The sequence below is a fragment of the Cytobacillus mangrovibacter genome (genome assembly GCF_042865275.1).
GTDB lineage: Bacteria > Bacillota > Bacilli > Bacillales > Cytobacillaceae > Cytobacillus > Cytobacillus mangrovibacter.
The window spans coordinates 122,181-139,174 of record NZ_JBIACJ010000003.1 but is presented as its reverse complement, the minus strand read 5'-3'; the positions used below and the strand labels follow the sequence as shown (position 1 = coordinate 139,174).

The following is a 16,994-nucleotide window of genomic DNA, read 5'->3' as shown; positions in this document are numbered from 1 at the left end:
AAGATTGCTAACATATTTAAGGAATAATCAATTACCTACTTCTTTTTATTCACCGGATACTTCACCGCATTCTTCTCCATTTTCTTAAAGGCTTCCTCTTCCAAATCGATATTCATTTTATCCGCTAGCTGCAGAAGATAAATAAATACGTCCGCCATCTCTTCTTTAATATTCTGTTTGGATTCAGCAACCGCTTCTTCACTTGTTCTCCATTGAAAGTTTTCTAACAGTTCATTCGCTTCTAGAGATATGGATAGAGCTAAATCTTTTTCATTATGATAAGGACTCCATCCTCGCTCATCTCTAAACTCTATTATTTTTCGCATTAATTCTTTCATTTCTAGCCCACCTAATTTGAATTCTATTTTTGTAAATATATTCTATCTTAACATTTGATGTTATGTAATTAAATAGAAGCAGGTACCCGAAGTGGGCACCTGCTTCACGTATATGGTAAATATCTATAGGCTGCTCATATTGAATTCCCATTAATAATCGCACCATTATAAAGAAGTCTCCGAAAATTAATTCACAATCCTATCTTCTTCCCTTGCCTTTATAAACTTTGCAATCGCCTCACATTTCTTTATAGCCCAAATATAATGATCAGAAGTATTTGCTGCAAAGTAACTGTATAAATTACTAGTTTTTGTCCATTTATAGTATTTCTTTGTCATGATTTCTTCATTGGTATGTGATTGAATGAGTGCCATCACTCTTTCATGGCTTAGCTTCAATTTTTTTATCGCTTGATTGAAGGTGACATCTTGATAGTTTTCCCAAATTTGCTGATTCAATAGATTAATTGTTCGCCATTTATAACCAGGTGCTGGTATTGAAGGGGTATCTCCATCCATCCCTTCTCTATACCACCTCTCAAGCATGGCATGCCATTCATACAGATGCATCAAGACATCGCGAAAATTCTTATCTCTTTCTTGCGTTTCAATAGAAATGTCCCTTTTTCTGCTAGGGATGGATTCGATGATTTCAAGCAAAGCTTTAAAATGTTTGTCGCTATTCAGTAATAGATTTTCTTTTTCACTTATTGTTAGCATGATTATTTACTCCTTTTCTGCGACATCGCTCCTAATGTATATGAGAGGCAGATTGAAAAGATTGATTTCATAAGCATTTAGGTTTCGCGTCACCCTTGTGTTAATGAAAAAAGGTTGCCGCAGTAATCCTCTATTCCAACATTACTATGTAAATTCTTTGGCCCTTGTATTTTCGCCATTCAATCATTTAAATCCTCTATTTGTTTGTATAATGAACCACCATGCCTGAATAAAAGTTAGTATGAAGGGGAGTATACCTCTATAAACATGAATGAGGTGATGGAATGTCAAACATGATAAAACAAGAAGAATTGGAAACATTAAGAGAGTTAATCAAAGAAGTAGATACGGCCATGCTGACTACGGTAACGGAAGAAGGACTTGTTTCTCGTCCGATGAAAACACAAGAAGTTGAGTTTGATGGGGACTTATGGTTTTTCACGAAAAAAGAGACTAGTAAATATGAAGAAATTATACATGATCAAGATGTGAATGTGGCTTATGCTGGTAAATCCTATGTTTCTGTCCGTGGAACAGCAGAAATCGTTGAGGACTTAGACAAGAAAAAGGAATTGTGGAGCAAAGCATATGAGACAATCATGCAAACCTCTTATGATGATCCGAACGTTGTCTTGATTAAGGTAAAAGCGGAAGCAGCCGAGTATTGGGATACCGGAAATTTTACGAAGAAAATCGCCTTTCTCTATAAACGCATGACAGGGCAAAGCGCTAAATCGACTGATGGGAATGAAACGGTTGAATTGAATAATTAACACAGCGAAAATGGGTTGTCTGGCTATAGGACAATCCATTTTGGTATGTTGAGTGATACTGATTCACTTGTACGTATATTAAGAAGTTTCTTCAGATTACAAAGAGATCCATTTATATCGTTCATCCACCTCTTAGTCATAAAATGAAGTTTATTTCATTTGCTCTACACTTTTTTGCACGATTTCCACCATATCGTTTTCGGCCCCAAGACTAAAATTAAATAGAACTCCACTTCCTCCGCCAGCTCCAATGGCTGAAATAAAAATAGTTCGGTCATCACCAACGACAGTAAGGCTCAAACTTGCTCTGTTGCCATTTCTCATAAAATATTTATCATACACTCGAACAGCTATTTTAGTAGCACCAACCGTATAATTGCTTTCATCAACTAAATTCATGCTGATTCCACTATTGCTAATATCGTTTTCCAAACGCTTAACCACTTTCTCAAATTCACCAATTAATGTGTTTTCATACTTTGCCATGATCCATCTCCCCTTTCTTTAATATACGTTTATCTCAATATAAGGTTTTTATTTTCGGTTATTTTAAACATGGAATACCGTATGTCACATAAAGCTGAGTCGAAGCCTATATAATAATGCTTTCTTCATTTCAGGAATACTTCTTTTGGCTGAAAATAAAACAGCTGCTCTCCCTTTAAGTGAATAGCTATCATTAAGTGAGAATTGCCAGTATCTTCTCCCTATCAAGAAGAACAAAGTTACTTCTTAATAAATTTCATAAGTAAACTAACGATAACTGAGAGTATTGTATAAACTACAACCCAAATAAAGAAAGATTCGTTGAAAACAGTGAAAGTTAAGATAGTGAACACAACGAAAGTTAATAGCGGCATTACAAACCATCTTCTTCCAACCAAATAGAAGCCAATAATTGATGCTACAAGAACAATAATAGGACAAATAAATAATACCAAAAGAAATTCCATATCTTTATCACCCCTTTGTAAATTATACTATTCTATACAAACAAGTCCTCTTTTATTCTATTAAATAGGCATTTGCATTATAAAACATTTAGATAATCTTCACCTAAATGTTTTTTTCATTTGAATTTATTGTACGACTGTACTAAAATTAAAACATGAGTAAAAAAAATAAACCAACTAACCAAAAAGAAATGTCATTCATTGAAAAAGCCCGTAGAACTCAAATTGTGGAATGTGCGATTGAAACGATCGCAGATGTAGGTTACGCGCAAGCCTCTTTAGGTCAAATTGCAAAACGTGCAAATATCAGTAAGGGGGTTATTTCTTATCACTTTGCAAATAAGGAGGAATTATTAGAGCAAATACCGATCGAATACTATTTGGCTTGGCAAGCCTATATGGCTCCAAGAATAGAAGCTCAAACATCTCCTAAAGAAATGCTTCGGGTGTATATTGAATCCAACCTTACATTTATAGATGAAAATCGTCAGCATGTTTTCGCTGTTATAGAAGTGGTTTCTAATAAGAGAACGGACGATGGGAAACTCCAGTTTGCAGCAGACCATGATGAAGCTATTTTACTTCCCATTGAAAATATTCTTACCCTAGGGATGCAAGAAGGAATTTTCCGAGAATTTACCAGACCAGCAGCAAGGGTGATGGCGTTAACAATAAGACATGCCATTGACGGGTTCACCCTTGAATTAGTGAGAAAGCCTCATTTAGATGTTCAGGAATATGCTAGAGAACTGGTTACGATCTTCGATAAATCAACTAAAAAGTAATGTGCCGCTTAGGGGGATAACAATGATTTACTATGAGATACTTTGTTATAGTTGTAGAAGAAAATTCAAAGTATACGAAGGTTCACTGAAATATAAACAATTTAAGGAAAAAAAGAGTAAGATTTTTTGTTGCGACGATTGTAGTTTTAAAATACGCCTTGATGCTATTAAAAATTTCTTTAGATAGTTTTTTGAAGTGCCTTTCTAATAGGTTAAAGTAACCGGGGCTTTTGTTGAAGAAGGTAAACATATTGATAGGCGGCAAATTATTACATAGAGATGGGATGTATATCTATGATAAATTCCAATAAATTTGTTTATCCAGCATTTATACAACAGGAAGAGGAAGGTATGTTTTGTGTTTATTTCCCTACTCTTTTTCCTGAACACGGATGGGACTTTCCTTTATCTCGCGGAACATCCAAACATATAGCCATAAAAAATGCACAAAAGGATTTAGCTTATTCTTTGGCAGGCATCTTATATGATAATGACGAACTTCCTGAACCTATCCCTATTCAAAGCAATCATTTATCCCAAGGGATGGAATTAATCGAAGTGGAAACATCGTTTGAACCGTATGCAGACGAAATAAAGGAACATTTAAAAGGCCGTCATTGGCATATCAATTATTATGTCGAAGAAATGGATGACTTTATAGAAGCAATAGGGTTTAAAAATGACCAAGGAATGTGGGACATTTTTTACGGGGATTATTCAGACGAAGAAGGATATCCTGATGATCATTTACTTTTCACCGTCAAGTTTCGGGCTGAAGCTGAGGAGAAATTTAATCAATTTGTTGAAGAGGTACTATTAAAGCAAAAAAATATAAAAAATAAACCAAACCAAATTAAATATTACGCCAAAAAACGCTCAGAAAAAATCTAACGGGTTCGGTTTTGAGGTACAAAAACATAATTAACTGTGTAATTAGCAATCGAATTAGCACCAATTCTGCAAGTGTTTTGGTAAGTAAAATAACACAAAAATGCTTGGAGCCTTAAATATGTCCAAGCATTTTTATTTATATGCTTTATTGAAGATAAGCTATCCTAAGTGTAAGTGTTCACAAACTTGTTAGTTAAATAGTTACAGCTATTTTTTTTCAATCGCCATACGCAAGTTCGAGATAACTCCAAGGAGCAATACTAACGAACAAACCATTTTTTCAAAAGGTGTTCCAAACAATTGTTGTATAAATCCAAAAGACCAAAGTACAACAAAAAACCAGCATATAACGGTTATTCCTCTTTTGTATTTATATAGTTTATTTCTACCAACAAACAACGTAAAAACCACTCCAATAATAGAAATAATGGTATTTATAATAGATATTGGTAGCTGTTCAGCGAATGATTCAGACCTTCCACCATTAACCCAAGTGAATGGAATAATTCCACTAATAATAAGAAAATGAATTAAGAAAGTCAAAGAGTAAAAAATTATTCCCATAAATACAGCAGTTTTCATATTAATTTTTCTTAGTTTTTCTAAAATACAATCACCTCATTTCTTCCTGTTTCATTTTTATTTAATCCAGTAATATACTATTCCTATATCGCTTGCTATCTGACAGGTAACTGAAAATTTTAACGGGGCGGTTTTCCTATGGTGGCTAATGGGTGGCTTTATTAGTCATAAAAGTATTTCCATTTTCCAGGAATAACTCTCACAATATCAACCTATAAAACTAAAACTTATAATACCAAAAGATTGCAATTTCATTAGCAGTTGGAAAGTTTGAATAAAGCATCGTATCAACTGCACCGATTACAAAGTTATTTTTTGCGTAAAAATGGCAAGCGGAAACATTAATATCTTGTGTTTCAAGCATAAGACCACAAAAGTTATTCTCCTTCGCCCATTCAATTGCTTTATTCAATAATGCTGTTCCAACACCCCTTTTTCTATAGTCTTCAGCAACAGCAATATCTTCTATAAAGGCATATCCATTCCAGCTAGAACGAATTCTAATCTGACCAACGCATGTATTTTCGGCATAAAAGAAATAAACAACCTTCCCTTCTTCTTCAATATAACTGTTATCCATTTCTTCATCTTCATATTTCTTGAAATATGGCTCAGAAAAGACCTCCTCCGTAAATGCCCATACTCTGTTTTCATATGTAGGTAGAATTCTCCCAGTAACCATGAATCCTTCATTTGATTTATTAAAATCATTCATATTAGATTTTGTCATTTTAATAATCATGGGTATCCCCTTTTCTTTGAATAGTGTTGTTCTTACTGTTAGAATTTGTTTTCCAACTAAAGCGCCGATTGTTGAATATCAATTCTCTATAGAATAGTATCGTTGTACTGTGCAACTGGAAAGTTGGTCTTCTTAAAGATAAGCGTCCTACAGACCAAATAGAGATAGTTGGTTAATCCTTTACATCTTCCTTGCCTATTTCACTAACTAGCTGACATAACGCGTTGTTTTCTTTATTTTTCGGTCCAAGCCTATTACAATTTTCATAATGTGGCTTTGAATGCCTTTATTTTTTTGCATTAAGCCCTAATAAATTTTTCAGAGATAACTAATTATTATGTCGTTTGTTCACTTCAATCGTAATGAACTCCGGCAAATAGCTGGGAGTACATCCTTTTGCTACTTTTTCATCTTTGTAAAGACCCGTTTCCTCACCAAGTTTAATACAACGTGCACGATTCTTTTCATCATAAATGCCTATCCAGCCTGCGGTGAAATTCATAGCCCATTGAACTTCCCGTTCTTCCTGCGTAATATTAACTTCTATTGCAGATAGTAAGTCTGTGGTGTTATCAGGCGGTGTTTGTCCAGTCCATCTCAATCGTGCTTGATAATACCAGAAAGCTCGCCTTTGAAGAGCAGAAGGACTATTTTCCCATGACTCCATCAATGCAATTGTCTTTTTGTCTTTGGTGAGCTGATTAGCCATTAACCAATCCATTAAGTTATTTCGCTCATTAAAAGTGTGAGACTGTATATCCTTATCAAGCTCATTTAGCACATCTTGTGAGAGAAGTTTTTTGTCCATAATTAAGATTGCTAATAGCCTAGGCAAATACTCTTCGGTTATCCATAGTTCCATAGCTAGTTCATGATCTTTTTTAATGTCCTTCGCGATTTTTCGTAAATCGCCTAGCTTAGTTTTACTATTGATCTGAGATAGAATGTTTTTTGCTTTTGAAGAGCGTGTTAATTCTGTATCTTTTTTTTCATTCATTTTATACAACTCCTTTATTAAAGCACTGTTTCAAAATATGTCCTTGATGGGATATATCAAGAACTTAATATCGTTATAAGTCTTATTGCAGTAGTGTGCCTCCAAAGTTTACCTTTTTTAATATTGTAGCATATATCGTATTAATGCTTTCTCCACCTATACCCTCTTTAATATAATAATAACAATTACTTCCTTTTAATTGGATACGAAAAGAGCATTCCTTTTTAAAGAAACGCCCCCGTTATTTCTTACCTTTTCGTTCTAAAAGTATAGGTGCTATATTTAGTAAGATAGAAACAATTGTCAAAAACCATAATGCCCTTTCCATACCAGGTACTACATCCATTAAAGCTGCCCAATCTTCCACTTCTACCCACACCGATACAAGACTGTATTCTGCACAAAGGGTTAATGCTGTAAATGATAACCCGATCACCATAGCAAGTTTATAATCCTTTCCTACTTTATACATATAAAGATTTATAAAAGTTGCTACTATTGCAACAACCCCAAATATCATAAATAACATTACTAACCTCCATATATTTTTATTTTTGTCGTGTAATAATACTAATGCACATCATATCAATTTTTTGCATTACTTTAGTGTATTTACATAGTTTACACTTACTTTTTTACCAAAAATAAGCGTTAATTCTTCTTGGGTTAACGCTGCCTGGCAGTTGAACAAGTTCCATATTTTTTAGCGTCCGACTCATGATTTTCATCCACTATCGCTGGGTATTTAAGTACTTCCTCATGAAAAGAAATGATGTTCCACAATCGTACTGTTTTTACTGAACAAGGCTTGTTCTTATTCTAAATATACTTTATCCCCATCACTTACCTTCCCACTAACTTCAACCTTAGCCCAAATTCCAAATGAAGCATTGTGGTTACTCACCAAGCTTTTAAGCACTCGGTTATCCTGTTTTAGTTCTTCTTGAGAATTGTTCACCATCACACATCTTTCAAGCGGAGCAATAACTCTAAGGATCACTTCGGAACCAACCTTGATTCGTCTGCCCACCCAATCTTTTTCAAGGGATCCCGTGAGCTCTGTATCAATTAAAAAATTGGCTCGAAAACGTCGAGGATCTACTGGCTCCCCTAATTCCTGGCTCAATATCCGTAACGAAGATGTGGTAATCATACTAATTGCCCCCTCATCAAAATGAGAGATGGATTCTTCCTTAGCCAAAGTGACTTGAAACCCGAGCAGCTTAGTCAATGCCTCATTCACGGCAGCATCGTCGCCCCGATAATCTGTTCCATCAGGCATCGTTAGAACGAGGGTAGTCCCCTCATATCTTGCTTTATAGTTAAATAAACCGGCCATTTGTTGAAAACGACGGGTTGTTTTTCCACTGCCAAACTTTCCACTCCTGTTTTTGATTGCCCACAGACGGTCTCCAATGAAACCTCTCTTGTCAATTAATATTGATGATAAAGACTCTCCTAAAATTGATTTTACTGGAAAACGGCGAATTTCCTTAATAGTCCCTACAAATTCATGATTATTAACCAACGTTTAACCCCCAAATTTTAACTAACCTTATCTAACTATCAAAAAGATTCGTCAAATAAAGGAAAATACCTTCTTATTGGACAAGGGACGGTTCTACTTCTTCAAGGAAACATGGGAACCGTCCCCTTTGTTTCAAAAGATGTTTGCGAAAACAGCCAATATAAAAGAAAATCTTATTAAACTATTTTTATAAAATTGAACCGAATATGATTGGGTAATCGTCTAATAGCAGAATTTGAAGTAGTTTGAAAGAGAGGGCAGTAGAATGGACAAATCAGAAAAGGATTATGTATTAGAAAAAATAATGATTGAATACGGTAATGAGTTGGTACGATTGGCATTTTCTTATGTGAAAGATACAGAGATTGCTAAGGATATGGTTCAAAATACGTTTATAAAATGCTACAAAAACCTGGATTCGTTTCGATTTGACGCACAAATAAAAACATGGCTCTATCGTATAACCATTAACGAATGTAAGGACTATTTAAAAAGCTGGAATTACAAAATGGTACAAGTAAGAAATTTTATAAATGAAACGGCGAGGTCCATATTACCATCAATAGAAAAAACAGTTATTGATAAATATAATAACGAAGAAATGAAAGAGAATATTTATTCGCTTCCGAAAGTGTATCGGGAAGTAATTTATCTTTACTACTATGATTCATTAAAAACAGAGGAAATTGCTAACGTTTTAGATATTCCAGTTAATACAGTGAAAACTCGATTAAGAAGAGCAAAACAAAGATTAGAGTCGATGTTAAAGGAGGCTGAACTTAATGAAAGATAAGAGTTTGAAAGATACATTTAACCATATGTCTAATCAAGAACTAACATTTACGAAGGAAGATCGTGATGAAGTGTTTGAACAACTTCATAATATAGAAAAGAATACTATCCAAAAGAAATCTCTAGTATCTATTTCGGAAAAGTTCGCTCCACTAACTGCTTCTTTGTTTGCAGTGGGCTTGTGTCTATTTTTCTTTATTCCAACGATTCTTCAAGGAAACGTCACTAACGATAATAACGGAACTGATTCAAAAGGAGTAGTAACTCAAGAAGACGAATACTTTACCACTCTATTTATGGTGAAAGATGAGAATAATAGAATACCTATTAACCTTTTACTTACTTATAATAAAGATAAAAAAATGATGAAAGTTCTATCTATCCCTCGTGATACTTATGCTCCAATATTGGATAAGAATGATGGAACTACTCCATATGATAAATTATCACATGCTTATGTTAACGGTTCGGGAGGGGCTGAAGATGTAAAAACAACCGTATCCAACCTTTTTGATTTACCAATTGATTATTATGCTGTCATGAATTTAGAAACCCTTTCGAATATGGTTGATTCTGTGAATGGGATAGAATACGACTTGCAAGAAGATATTCAAGTAAGAGCTATTTCTACAGTGTCTTTTGAATTCAAAAAGGGGACGAATCGTTTGAATGGAGAAGAGGTTGTGGCATTAATGATGGCTGCTACAGATGGGAGAATATTGGATGAAGAAAACCAATTATCCCTCATTAATGCAGTTATAAATCAAACAATAAACGTATTACCACAAACACAATTAAAACAATTTACTACTAAAATAGCAGGCACTATTCCAATGGAACAATTGTTTGAGAATAAAATGGAAATTCCTTCGATAGAAACGGTATCATTAATCGATGGAATGACAGATACAAAAATAGATGAGTCTTACTATATTCAATTTGAAAAAGACTTCTTAGATTCAGTTTCAGAAGAGTTAACTACATTTTAAAACAAGGGGACGGTTCTTGTGTTTCAAAGAAACACAAGAACCGTCCCCTTGTTTATAAACTCTTTTTCTGCGGAATTAATTCATTGATTTCCTGTTCACTTAGCCCAGTTATCTCAGCAATAGTTTCTTTATCCATCCCTTTTATTAATAGTTTCAGTGCGACTTCACGCTTTCCTTCTTGCCTTCCCTTTAACTCGAATTTCTTATAAAGATCTTCAAACGGTTTTGCCATTTCAAGCACCTCCAGTATTTTTGCTTTCTCAGGTTCTTTGATCTGACTATAGTTTACCGCAACCATAGCCCCAATGAGATAATGTGCGATTTCCTTTTGAGGATATTTTTCTAAAGTTTTTGTTAATTCATATGCTCGTTTAGATGAATTAGACTGAGTAGTCTTCATCATTGGCAATAATAAAATTTCAAGTTTTTCCCTGTTCGTAAATGTTTGCCCTTGTATAATTTTCCCCTTAATCTTACTAAAAGTTTCATCTCCATTAAAGTCATGTTCAAGAAAAATACAATCATGCTGTTGTTTCACGCTTCCAATATCAAGTTGTTTTAAAGTAGTATGGGATACTCCAGATGAGAAGATTATAATACGACGGATTTTTTGTTTGCGCTGTTCGTAGAGTTGTAAATCATAGTGGGCAAAACGAGTGAGGTCGTTTTCCTTGAGGGTATCTGATTCGAATTCAATATGGGCAATGGTACCATCTTCAAGTAGGAAATTTAGATCCATTCCACGGTCTTTCACTTCAATTATGGGGACATTTGTTTCAATAACATCTTTTACTTTTGGAAGATTTAGACCAGTAAAGGGAATAAATTCATCTTTGAACATAACTGCGAGGGAGCGAAGACCAATGTCTTTGTGGTTTCTAGGGATTTCGAAGTTTTTCCTCATTGCGAAGCTCCTATCATTTTTTATTTTACAATTCACTCATTCGACAAAAGTTGCATTTATCCTTCTTACTTTTCCCCTTTTACTATTAGTAAACAAAGGGGACGTTTCTTCTGTTTCAAAGAAAACACAAGAAACGTCCCGTTGTTTATACTGCGTTCATGCTTATATTCTCTCCAAAGCTTCTCTAAGAAACTTGGCAAGCTCGAGCATTCCGTATTTTTCTGCTTTTGTTTCTGCTTCTGAATTATAGTTTGTGTTTGTATTCACGTCATACGTGAAAATTTCACCAGCGGCATTTTTTATACATTCAATACCTGCCACATCAATTTTTACAGCCTTCAGAAAAGCTTCATAGCGTTCGATTAAATCGTGATCAACCGCTTCTACTATTTCGAACTTAGGTCTTATTTCTACTTCTTCTCCTACAGGGCAAAATAGGTCGCCAATTTGACATGCATCTGCTGGACATAGCTCAAATCCTTCTGATGTATCAACCCTTACAGAATAAACGTATTTGCCACCTACAAACTCCGCTCTTGTAATAGAGGAATCTGGTGATTGGATATACTCCTGAATAAGCGTAATTCCATCTACAGACTCTTCAAATGCAGGGCTATTGACATGTAATTCCAACGATTCTACAGTTTGGAACAATTGGACGCCAAGTCCTTTCCCAGCCCGATTATGTTTCGTAATAAATGGGGCTGTCCCTAGATTTTTGGCAGCTTCTATTATTTGCTCGCGGCCTACTGCACCAATTGTTCTTGGCGTTCGAATTCCATTCACTTCAAGCGCTGTATATTGTTTAATTTTGCTAAGTTCAAGACGTAAGGCATTGCTGCTATTAAAAACCTTTCGATTATGGAATTCAAGCCAATCAAGAACTCCACCAGTCAACTCAGGTGCAAATCGGTGATCTCTTGTGTGAGAAGACGCGCTCATCCGATTGTAAAATACCCCTTCTGGCGGGATAGAAGTTAAATCAATGATCCCTTTATCAAGATGCCATGCCTCATATGGCAAATTTAATTCATCCAATCGTTTTGTTAAGTGAGAAGTCCAATCATCATTTTCATGGATAATGTATATTTTTTTAGACATGAAAACTTCCCCTTCCTTTCTTTATTTAACTACTAATCTAGCCACTACATCTTTGAAATACCTATACTAATCGGCATCGTTCCTTTATGTACAAAATTACCGATCTCTCCTAAACTTTAACATACATATCTAGGTATTGTTCAACCATTTGACCTTAAAAATAAGCGCGACACTTTTTTCCGAAAAAGCACTCTATGATTGCTGCCTTTAGCTTGATCAGCAAATGCCCTTTTTTTCAATAAAAAAAGCGATAATCCTTTAAGGATCAACGCTTCCGTTTTGTACAGGATGTTAAAGAGGCGGGTTTTCTACCCCAAACTGTACCCAATCTTCTTTTGGCGGTCCATACACTCCAAATGGTTTCAATCCTGCTTGACGCATAAGAACAGTGATTTGTCCGCGATGATGAACAGTGTGCTTGATGAGTCCCATTACGATTTGAGCATTTGTTTCTTCCCTCCCAAATGCCATTTGCACTTCCTGCAACGTATCATTTTTCCATTGTTGTTCAATAGCTTGGACTGCATTTGAACTTACATGTTTAAAGGTTTCGGCTATTTCTTTAGCTGTCGTTGGGATCTGTTGTGCATTTTTTACTTCATCGATTTTCAACCCGAATTCAGCTAAGTATTCTGGAATCGTTGTTGTTAGATGCCATGCAATTCTTCCTAGTGTTCGACCTTCTGGATACACTTGCTGGTTTAATGAGTCATCTGTCAAACCATCTAAAACATTTTGAGTTAATATTGCTTCCTTGTTCCATTCTTTAATGAAATCGGCAATCGTTACGTACATATATAATCCCTCCATACTTTTTTTGTAAAAACCTATAAGAAGTGTATGGCTTTCCTTTACACCTCCAACTGTGTCCTCAAGACAAATGGGATAAGGTGAAATGATTATTATTTCCTTCTCCTTATTCTTTATCTATTTGTGATTATATATTATGATAGTGACAACATTTGTCACTGTTATTTAAAAGGAGATCGAAATGTCTAAAGCAAAAAGATTAAATGAGATGATCATGATGGTGAATCGAAACAAGAGATTTACCGTTAGGGAATTAGCAGATGAATTTGGGGTATCCAAACGAACGATTTTGAGAGATTTGCAAGAATTGAGTGAGATGGGGGTACCATTGTACTCGGAAGTAGGGCCGAATGGAGGATATCAAATCTTAAATGAAAGAATCCTTCCTCCCATCGCCTTTAGCGAAGATGAAGCTGTTTCTATCTTTTTTGCCATTCATGTATTAAGACATTATCTCTCCCTCCCTTTTGATATTGAGTATGAATCGATCATAAAGAAGTTTTACTTAAATCTTTCTGGAGATATTAGAGACACCATTGATACAATGCAAGATCGAGTTGATTTTCAATCGATACATCAACAAGAAAAGATGCCCTTTTTAAAACAATTATTAGATGCTGCCATTCAGCAAGACGTTCTAATCATTCATTATGAAACAAATGGAAAGACTAGCTTTAGAAGTATTCAACCGATTGGTATTTACGCAAATGAAGGAAAATGGTATTGTCCATCCTATTGTTTTGTTAGAAAAGATTATCGTGTTTTCAGATGTGATCGTATAAAATCCGTAGAACGTGATGAAACAAATACTCCGATTGATTTATCGCATATTACTTTAAGAAATCGCTTTTCCATCCTTAATCAGAATAAAGAAATGATAGAAATCTATGTGGAGTTAACTAAAAATGGAGTAGAAAAATTCCAATCTGTTAACTGGCCAAATCTATTTTTAAGAAAAAGGATTGATGGAACAGGACATATAGAGGGCATGATTGCCAAACATGATATTAACTTTTTATCCACTTACTTTATCGCATATGGGGAAAATGCAATGATTAAGAAGCCAATTGAATTAATTGAAAGTACAAAAGAAATATTGAACAGAGTATTAAATCAGTATAACTAATTGAATTTCTACCTTTCTCTAAAAATATTACACTTGATTTTACTATGTTTGAAAAATAAACGGAGAAATTCCAGCTATATTGGGAAATACCTCTATTTCCTTAAAAATAAGCGGAGAAACTCCGCAAATTTGATCTAAATTGATGGATTTTGCCTTATTTAGAGCAGCTAACCAGAACTTTTCCGCTTATATTCACTTATTAAGCTTCCTTATTTGCATTAACCGGAAATGCTCCGTTTATATTTCTGCTTCTTCAGCTTTCTCTTTATATATTGAGAGGAAATCCTCCGTCTATGGTAGCTAACCTGACCATTTCGTAAAATAAAACGGCTGCCTCATTGGTATTTATTTCGTATCCCCATTATTATCAGCCTTAACCTAAATATCCTTATTTATTATTAAATAGATGATCATCCTAACCATTCACAGTAAATTTGTAGTCATTGTATTCGCTTTAAATGTTGAATTTTTACTCCCATGCTGCATAAAAATAATTAATATAAACATAGTTACCCACATGACATTTTCAAACGAATGATTTGGAAAATCAGTAAATAAAAATAATGGGAGACTATAATTATTAAGTGCATGTATGATAATGGGGATCCATAAGTTTTTTGTCACTATGTAAAGATAAATTAATATTTGTCCAGATAAAAATAACATCAGAAGACGACGAATAGCCTGTGCATAATCTAATTGCTCAAAGCCTCCAAAACCACTTAATGTATGAACAAAAGCAAATAATACTGAGCTTATTAATATAGCTAGAATGATCGCATGTTTTTTGATAAAGTAATTACTTAATAGGATTCCAAGCAGAACAGGTAATAAGAGTCTAAATATTGCTTCCTCAAAGAGAGCAACCCCAAATAAGAAGCCTATAAAATGACCAATTAGACGGAAAACATCAGTTTCTGCGACTAAACTGGAAATAGATTGACCTGACAGCCATTCTACACCAACGACAAATAAATTAGAAAATAAATAAATGATGAATAGATAGACAAATCCCACCTTCATTTTATCTAAATCAACTACCTCACGAAACACGGTCTTAAAAAAACTAGACGGGAGTATTAAAAATAAGAAAAGTAAAACGATAAGAAAGGAACTAAAATTGATTAAGAGAGTAAAAGTGAATAAACCAGATGAATAGTCATGTAGTATTTTGTTTACATGAATTAGTTGTGTCTTATATGTATTTAAAAATATACTTTGAAGAATAAAAAGAAAAACAATTGCTGATAGAGACATGATCATTACTGAATTTCTAGTTTTTAGATTAGAAGGAACTTTGTCAGTTAATTTTATTAGAATGAAAGTCCAAATAATAGAAGCGATACAATGTAAAAAAATATCTAACCAAATTAAATGATTCTTGAAAAGACCGTCCAGCATCGTTGTAATCATAGGAGTTAAACAGAATAATAATATTGGAAAAGCGAATGAAATAGCGCCTTCTAGTCTTTCTGTAAACTGAGAATATAATAAATATAAACCAATGAACAAGAATATGAATACGTGGATACTACTATTATCTGGTTGCTTATAGATCGTTGTTTCTAGAAAAAACATATTTATTAATAGAGATACTAAAATGCCGCCTAAAATCCAATAAAGCCTTTTCAATTTTCAAATCCCCCAAAGACCGTCGTATAATTACCATTATTCTGATAAATTATACCAAATAGTTAATAAGCAACAAAATACTTTGAAAAGCAAATAAATTTAATTTTTTAAAAAGGATTCCAAACTAAAGCTTAAATTCCTTTTATCTTAACTCCAACAAATTCAAATTCCCTATATGACTATCATTACTATTAGTATTCATTTTTTCCTGGTATTCTTCCTCCATTAAAAATGGCCTGATTGCTGAACATAAAGTAAACTCCGATCTTCCACTCTCCTACCCAGCAATAACCTCCTCTCAATAATCTTTTTTATATGTAGACCATCTGATTGAATTAAACCCTTGATTACTTAATACGAAGCATTCTATGAAACAATTGCTAGTGTTTGGAATTGATAAATGTCCCATTAATGCGTTCTATGAGACATTTACTAGTGATTGAAACTGGTAATTGTCCTATTGATGCGTTCTATGAGACGATTGCTAGGATTGGAGTTGATAAATGTCCCATTGATTCGTTCTATGAGACAATTGCTAAGGTTGGAGTTGATAAATGTCCCATTGATTCGTTCTATGAGACAATTGCTAAGGTTGGAGTTGATAAATGTCCCATTGATTCGTTCTATGAGACAATTGCTAAGGTTGGAGTTGATAAATGTCCCATTGATTCGTTCTATGAGACAATTGCTAAGGTTGGAGTTGATAAATGTCCCATTGATTCGCCTTTCTATTAACTCAGATGCCATAATTGTAGGAGCAACCCGATAAGGAGCTCAATTTAGTCCTTAACATAAAGAAAGAGCATAATTCTAGCATCAGAATTACGCCCTTTCGTTGAATTTCATTCGAATTATTTAATTACAACATTCCCTACATATTGAGCACTGCCTGCGGAATTAATAAATTCAACTTCTAAAACATAATTCCCTTTGTTTGTTGGGAATTGAAATTCTCTTGAGTCGTCAATTTCAAGTTCGATTCGTTTGTTATCTTTTAATAAGGCAACTGTTATCTTAGGGTCAGTCCAAATGTCTCCACCATTTTCTTCGTTCTCTTTAAAGTCTAGAAATACTTTTTGACCTGTAAAAACCTTTATTTCTTCCAGTGAAGATGCGAATTCTTCAATATCTTCTATCTTTTGTTGTACATCTTCACTTGCTGTATTCCAACTAATATTTGCTTCTGTTAATTGTGCAGATGAAATATCGAAATCTAAATGGGCAGTTGGCACTCCTACATCATAATCTTCGCCAAAGCACCCTGAAAGTGCTAAAACAAAGAAGAATCCTATACTTAATTTAAAAAGGAATTTCATATCACACCTCATTGT

The 16,994-nt window shown here is 34.2% G+C and carries 22 protein-coding genes; 8 read left to right on the top strand and 14 right to left on the bottom strand.

All coding sequences use genetic code 11. The features are described 5' to 3' along the window. Positions 1 to 35: 35 nt before the first annotated feature. Both ACFYKT_RS07120 and ACFYKT_RS07115 read right to left on the bottom strand, forming a co-directional pair. The gene (locus tag ACFYKT_RS07120; RefSeq protein ID WP_389217505.1) at positions 36 to 338 is read right to left on the bottom strand and encodes a nucleotide pyrophosphohydrolase; all 303 of its coding nucleotides are present in this window, start codon (positions 336 to 338) and stop codon (positions 36 to 38) included. A gap of 186 nt (positions 339 to 524) precedes the next feature. Beyond that, complete coding sequence (locus ACFYKT_RS07115; RefSeq protein ID WP_389217502.1) at positions 525 to 1,058, bottom strand: ClbS/DfsB family four-helix bundle protein; 534 nt, start codon at positions 1,056 to 1,058, stop codon at positions 525 to 527. 284 nt (positions 1,059 to 1,342) lie between these two features. Here ACFYKT_RS07115 and ACFYKT_RS07110 point away from each other — a divergent pair, with 284 nt between their 5' ends. Next, positions 1,343 to 1,831, top strand: a complete 489-nt coding sequence (locus ACFYKT_RS07110) for a pyridoxamine 5'-phosphate oxidase family protein (RefSeq protein ID WP_389217500.1) — start codon at positions 1,343 to 1,345, stop codon at positions 1,829 to 1,831. A 150-nt stretch (positions 1,832 to 1,981) separates the two neighbouring features. On the opposite strand, the gene ACFYKT_RS07105 is transcribed toward ACFYKT_RS07110, so the two are convergent. Together ACFYKT_RS07105 and ACFYKT_RS07100 are read right to left on the bottom strand one after the other, a co-directional pair. Then, positions 1,982 to 2,317, bottom strand: a complete 336-nt coding sequence (locus ACFYKT_RS07105; RefSeq protein ID WP_389217497.1) for a DUF6054 family protein — start codon at positions 2,315 to 2,317, stop codon at positions 1,982 to 1,984. Positions 2,318 to 2,556: 239 nt separating this feature from the next. After that, positions 2,557 to 2,784, bottom strand: a complete 228-nt coding sequence (locus ACFYKT_RS07100) for a DUF2651 family protein (RefSeq protein ID WP_389217495.1) — start codon at positions 2,782 to 2,784, stop codon at positions 2,557 to 2,559. Between the two features lie 155 nt (positions 2,785 to 2,939). On the opposite strand from ACFYKT_RS07100, the gene ACFYKT_RS07095 reads away from it, so the two are divergent. From ACFYKT_RS07095 to ACFYKT_RS07085, 3 genes are all read left to right on the top strand, one after another. After that, on the top strand, positions 2,940 to 3,569 hold the full coding sequence (locus ACFYKT_RS07095) for a TetR/AcrR family transcriptional regulator (protein WP_389217492.1): 630 nt from the start codon (positions 2,940 to 2,942) through the stop codon (positions 3,567 to 3,569). A 22-nt stretch (positions 3,570 to 3,591) separates the two neighbouring features. Then, complete coding sequence (locus tag ACFYKT_RS07090; RefSeq protein ID WP_389217489.1) at positions 3,592 to 3,756, top strand: DUF2197 domain-containing protein; 165 nt, start codon at positions 3,592 to 3,594, stop codon at positions 3,754 to 3,756. Between the two features lie 107 nt (positions 3,757 to 3,863). Further along, positions 3,864 to 4,460, top strand: a complete 597-nt coding sequence (locus tag ACFYKT_RS07085) for a type II toxin-antitoxin system HicB family antitoxin (protein ID WP_389217486.1) — start codon at positions 3,864 to 3,866, stop codon at positions 4,458 to 4,460. A gap of 207 nt (positions 4,461 to 4,667) precedes the next feature. Here ACFYKT_RS07085 and ACFYKT_RS07080 read toward each other — a convergent pair whose 3' ends face one another. From ACFYKT_RS07080 to ACFYKT_RS07060, 5 genes are all read right to left on the bottom strand, one after another. Then, on the bottom strand, positions 4,668 to 5,042 hold the full coding sequence (locus tag ACFYKT_RS07080; protein ID WP_389217483.1) for a hypothetical protein: 375 nt from the start codon (positions 5,040 to 5,042) through the stop codon (positions 4,668 to 4,670). A 220-nt stretch (positions 5,043 to 5,262) separates the two neighbouring features. Next, the gene (gene satA, locus ACFYKT_RS07075; protein WP_389217480.1) at positions 5,263 to 5,784 is read right to left on the bottom strand and encodes a streptothricin N-acetyltransferase SatA; all 522 of its coding nucleotides are present in this window, start codon (positions 5,782 to 5,784) and stop codon (positions 5,263 to 5,265) included. A gap of 328 nt (positions 5,785 to 6,112) precedes the next feature. Then, positions 6,113 to 6,781 carry a DNA alkylation repair protein gene (locus ACFYKT_RS07070; protein ID WP_389217477.1) on the bottom strand — a complete coding sequence of 223 codons (669 nt, stop codon included), beginning with the start codon at positions 6,779 to 6,781 and terminating at the stop codon, positions 6,113 to 6,115. A gap of 241 nt (positions 6,782 to 7,022) precedes the next feature. Continuing rightward, a complete protein-coding gene (locus tag ACFYKT_RS07065; RefSeq protein ID WP_389217475.1) occupies positions 7,023 to 7,310 on the bottom strand; it encodes a hypothetical protein in 288 nt (95 codons plus the stop codon). Between the two features lie 285 nt (positions 7,311 to 7,595). Continuing rightward, positions 7,596 to 8,309 (bottom strand): MOSC domain-containing protein, encoded by a 714-nt coding sequence (locus ACFYKT_RS07060; protein ID WP_389217473.1) that lies wholly within the window; start codon positions 8,307 to 8,309, stop codon positions 7,596 to 7,598. A gap of 265 nt (positions 8,310 to 8,574) precedes the next feature. On the opposite strand from ACFYKT_RS07060, the gene ACFYKT_RS07055 reads away from it, so the two are divergent. Continuing rightward, a complete protein-coding gene (locus ACFYKT_RS07055; RefSeq protein WP_389217470.1) occupies positions 8,575 to 9,102 on the top strand; it encodes a sigma-70 family RNA polymerase sigma factor in 528 nt (175 codons plus the stop codon). Further along, positions 9,092 to 10,090: an LCP family protein gene (locus tag ACFYKT_RS07050; RefSeq protein ID WP_389217467.1), complete on the top strand. Its 999-nt coding sequence runs from the start codon at positions 9,092 to 9,094 to the stop codon at positions 10,088 to 10,090. Before ACFYKT_RS07055 ends, ACFYKT_RS07050 begins: the two co-directional genes overlap by 11 nt. A gap of 52 nt (positions 10,091 to 10,142) precedes the next feature. Here ACFYKT_RS07050 and ACFYKT_RS07045 read toward each other — a convergent pair whose 3' ends face one another. From ACFYKT_RS07045 to ACFYKT_RS07035, 3 genes are all read right to left on the bottom strand, one after another. Next, positions 10,143 to 10,994 (bottom strand): hypothetical protein, encoded by an 852-nt coding sequence (locus tag ACFYKT_RS07045; protein WP_389217464.1) that lies wholly within the window; start codon positions 10,992 to 10,994, stop codon positions 10,143 to 10,145. 162 nt (positions 10,995 to 11,156) lie between these two features. Then, the gene (locus tag ACFYKT_RS07040; protein ID WP_389217461.1) at positions 11,157 to 12,095 is read right to left on the bottom strand and encodes an ATP-grasp domain-containing protein; all 939 of its coding nucleotides are present in this window, start codon (positions 12,093 to 12,095) and stop codon (positions 11,157 to 11,159) included. Positions 12,096 to 12,386: 291 nt separating this feature from the next. Beyond that, entirely contained in the window at positions 12,387 to 12,890 is a 504-nt protein-coding gene (locus tag ACFYKT_RS07035; protein WP_389217458.1) for a DinB family protein, read from the bottom strand. Between the two features lie 196 nt (positions 12,891 to 13,086). Here ACFYKT_RS07035 and ACFYKT_RS07030 point away from each other — a divergent pair, with 196 nt between their 5' ends. Beyond that, positions 13,087 to 14,031: a helix-turn-helix transcriptional regulator gene (locus ACFYKT_RS07030; protein ID WP_389217456.1), complete on the top strand. Its 945-nt coding sequence runs from the start codon at positions 13,087 to 13,089 to the stop codon at positions 14,029 to 14,031. Positions 14,032 to 14,454: 423 nt separating this feature from the next. On the opposite strand, the gene ACFYKT_RS07025 is transcribed toward ACFYKT_RS07030, so the two are convergent. Continuing rightward, positions 14,455 to 15,663, bottom strand: coding sequence for a CPBP family intramembrane glutamic endopeptidase (locus ACFYKT_RS07025; protein ID WP_389217453.1), 1,209 nt, complete (start codon positions 15,661 to 15,663; stop codon positions 14,455 to 14,457). A gap of 411 nt (positions 15,664 to 16,074) precedes the next feature. On the opposite strand from ACFYKT_RS07025, the gene ACFYKT_RS07020 reads away from it, so the two are divergent. Then, positions 16,075 to 16,398 carry a hypothetical protein gene (locus ACFYKT_RS07020; protein WP_389217450.1) on the top strand — a complete coding sequence of 108 codons (324 nt, stop codon included), beginning with the start codon at positions 16,075 to 16,077 and terminating at the stop codon, positions 16,396 to 16,398. A gap of 116 nt (positions 16,399 to 16,514) precedes the next feature. On the opposite strand, the gene ACFYKT_RS07015 is transcribed toward ACFYKT_RS07020, so the two are convergent. After that, a complete protein-coding gene (locus ACFYKT_RS07015; RefSeq protein ID WP_389217447.1) occupies positions 16,515 to 16,979 on the bottom strand; it encodes a hypothetical protein in 465 nt (154 codons plus the stop codon). Positions 16,980 to 16,994 lie beyond the last annotated feature (15 nt).

Bases quoted from the DNA above. Each gene is read 5' to 3' on its own strand.
- ACFYKT_RS07035 (WP_389217458.1), bottom strand. From the start codon at position 12,890: ATGTACGTAACGATTGCCGATTTCATTAAAGAATGGAACAAGGAAGCA.
- ACFYKT_RS07045 (WP_389217464.1), bottom strand. From the start codon at position 10,994: ATGAGGAAAAACTTCGAAATCCCTAGAAACCACAAAGACATTGGTCTT.
- ACFYKT_RS07070 (WP_389217477.1), bottom strand. From the start codon at position 6,781: ATGAATGAAAAAAAAGATACAGAATTAACACGCTCTTCAAAAGCAAAA.
- ACFYKT_RS07055 (WP_389217470.1), top strand. From the start codon at position 8,575: ATGGACAAATCAGAAAAGGATTATGTATTAGAAAAAATAATGATTGAA.
- ACFYKT_RS07080 (WP_389217483.1), bottom strand. From the start codon at position 5,042: ATGAAAACTGCTGTATTTATGGGAATAATTTTTTACTCTTTGACTTTC.
- ACFYKT_RS07090 (WP_389217489.1), top strand. From the start codon at position 3,592: ATGATTTACTATGAGATACTTTGTTATAGTTGTAGAAGAAAATTCAAA.
- ACFYKT_RS07015 (WP_389217447.1), bottom strand. From the start codon at position 16,979: ATGAAATTCCTTTTTAAATTAAGTATAGGATTCTTCTTTGTTTTAGCA.
- ACFYKT_RS07040 (WP_389217461.1), bottom strand. From the start codon at position 12,095: ATGTCTAAAAAAATATACATTATCCATGAAAATGATGATTGGACTTCT.
- ACFYKT_RS07065 (WP_389217475.1), bottom strand. From the start codon at position 7,310: ATGTTATTTATGATATTTGGGGTTGTTGCAATAGTAGCAACTTTTATA.
- ACFYKT_RS07095 (WP_389217492.1), top strand. From the start codon at position 2,940: ATGAGTAAAAAAAATAAACCAACTAACCAAAAAGAAATGTCATTCATT.
- ACFYKT_RS07120 (WP_389217505.1), bottom strand. From the start codon at position 338: ATGAAAGAATTAATGCGAAAAATAATAGAGTTTAGAGATGAGCGAGGA.
- ACFYKT_RS07100 (WP_389217495.1), bottom strand. From the start codon at position 2,784: ATGGAATTTCTTTTGGTATTATTTATTTGTCCTATTATTGTTCTTGTA.
- ACFYKT_RS07110 (WP_389217500.1), top strand. From the start codon at position 1,343: ATGTCAAACATGATAAAACAAGAAGAATTGGAAACATTAAGAGAGTTA.
- satA (WP_389217480.1), bottom strand. From the start codon at position 5,784: ATGATTATTAAAATGACAAAATCTAATATGAATGATTTTAATAAATCA.
- ACFYKT_RS07085 (WP_389217486.1), top strand. From the start codon at position 3,864: ATGATAAATTCCAATAAATTTGTTTATCCAGCATTTATACAACAGGAA.
- ACFYKT_RS07020 (WP_389217450.1), top strand. From the start codon at position 16,075: ATGCGTTCTATGAGACATTTACTAGTGATTGAAACTGGTAATTGTCCT.
- ACFYKT_RS07050 (WP_389217467.1), top strand. From the start codon at position 9,092: ATGAAAGATAAGAGTTTGAAAGATACATTTAACCATATGTCTAATCAA.
- ACFYKT_RS07115 (WP_389217502.1), bottom strand. From the start codon at position 1,058: ATGCTAACAATAAGTGAAAAAGAAAATCTATTACTGAATAGCGACAAA.
- ACFYKT_RS07105 (WP_389217497.1), bottom strand. From the start codon at position 2,317: ATGGCAAAGTATGAAAACACATTAATTGGTGAATTTGAGAAAGTGGTT.
- ACFYKT_RS07030 (WP_389217456.1), top strand. From the start codon at position 13,087: ATGTCTAAAGCAAAAAGATTAAATGAGATGATCATGATGGTGAATCGA.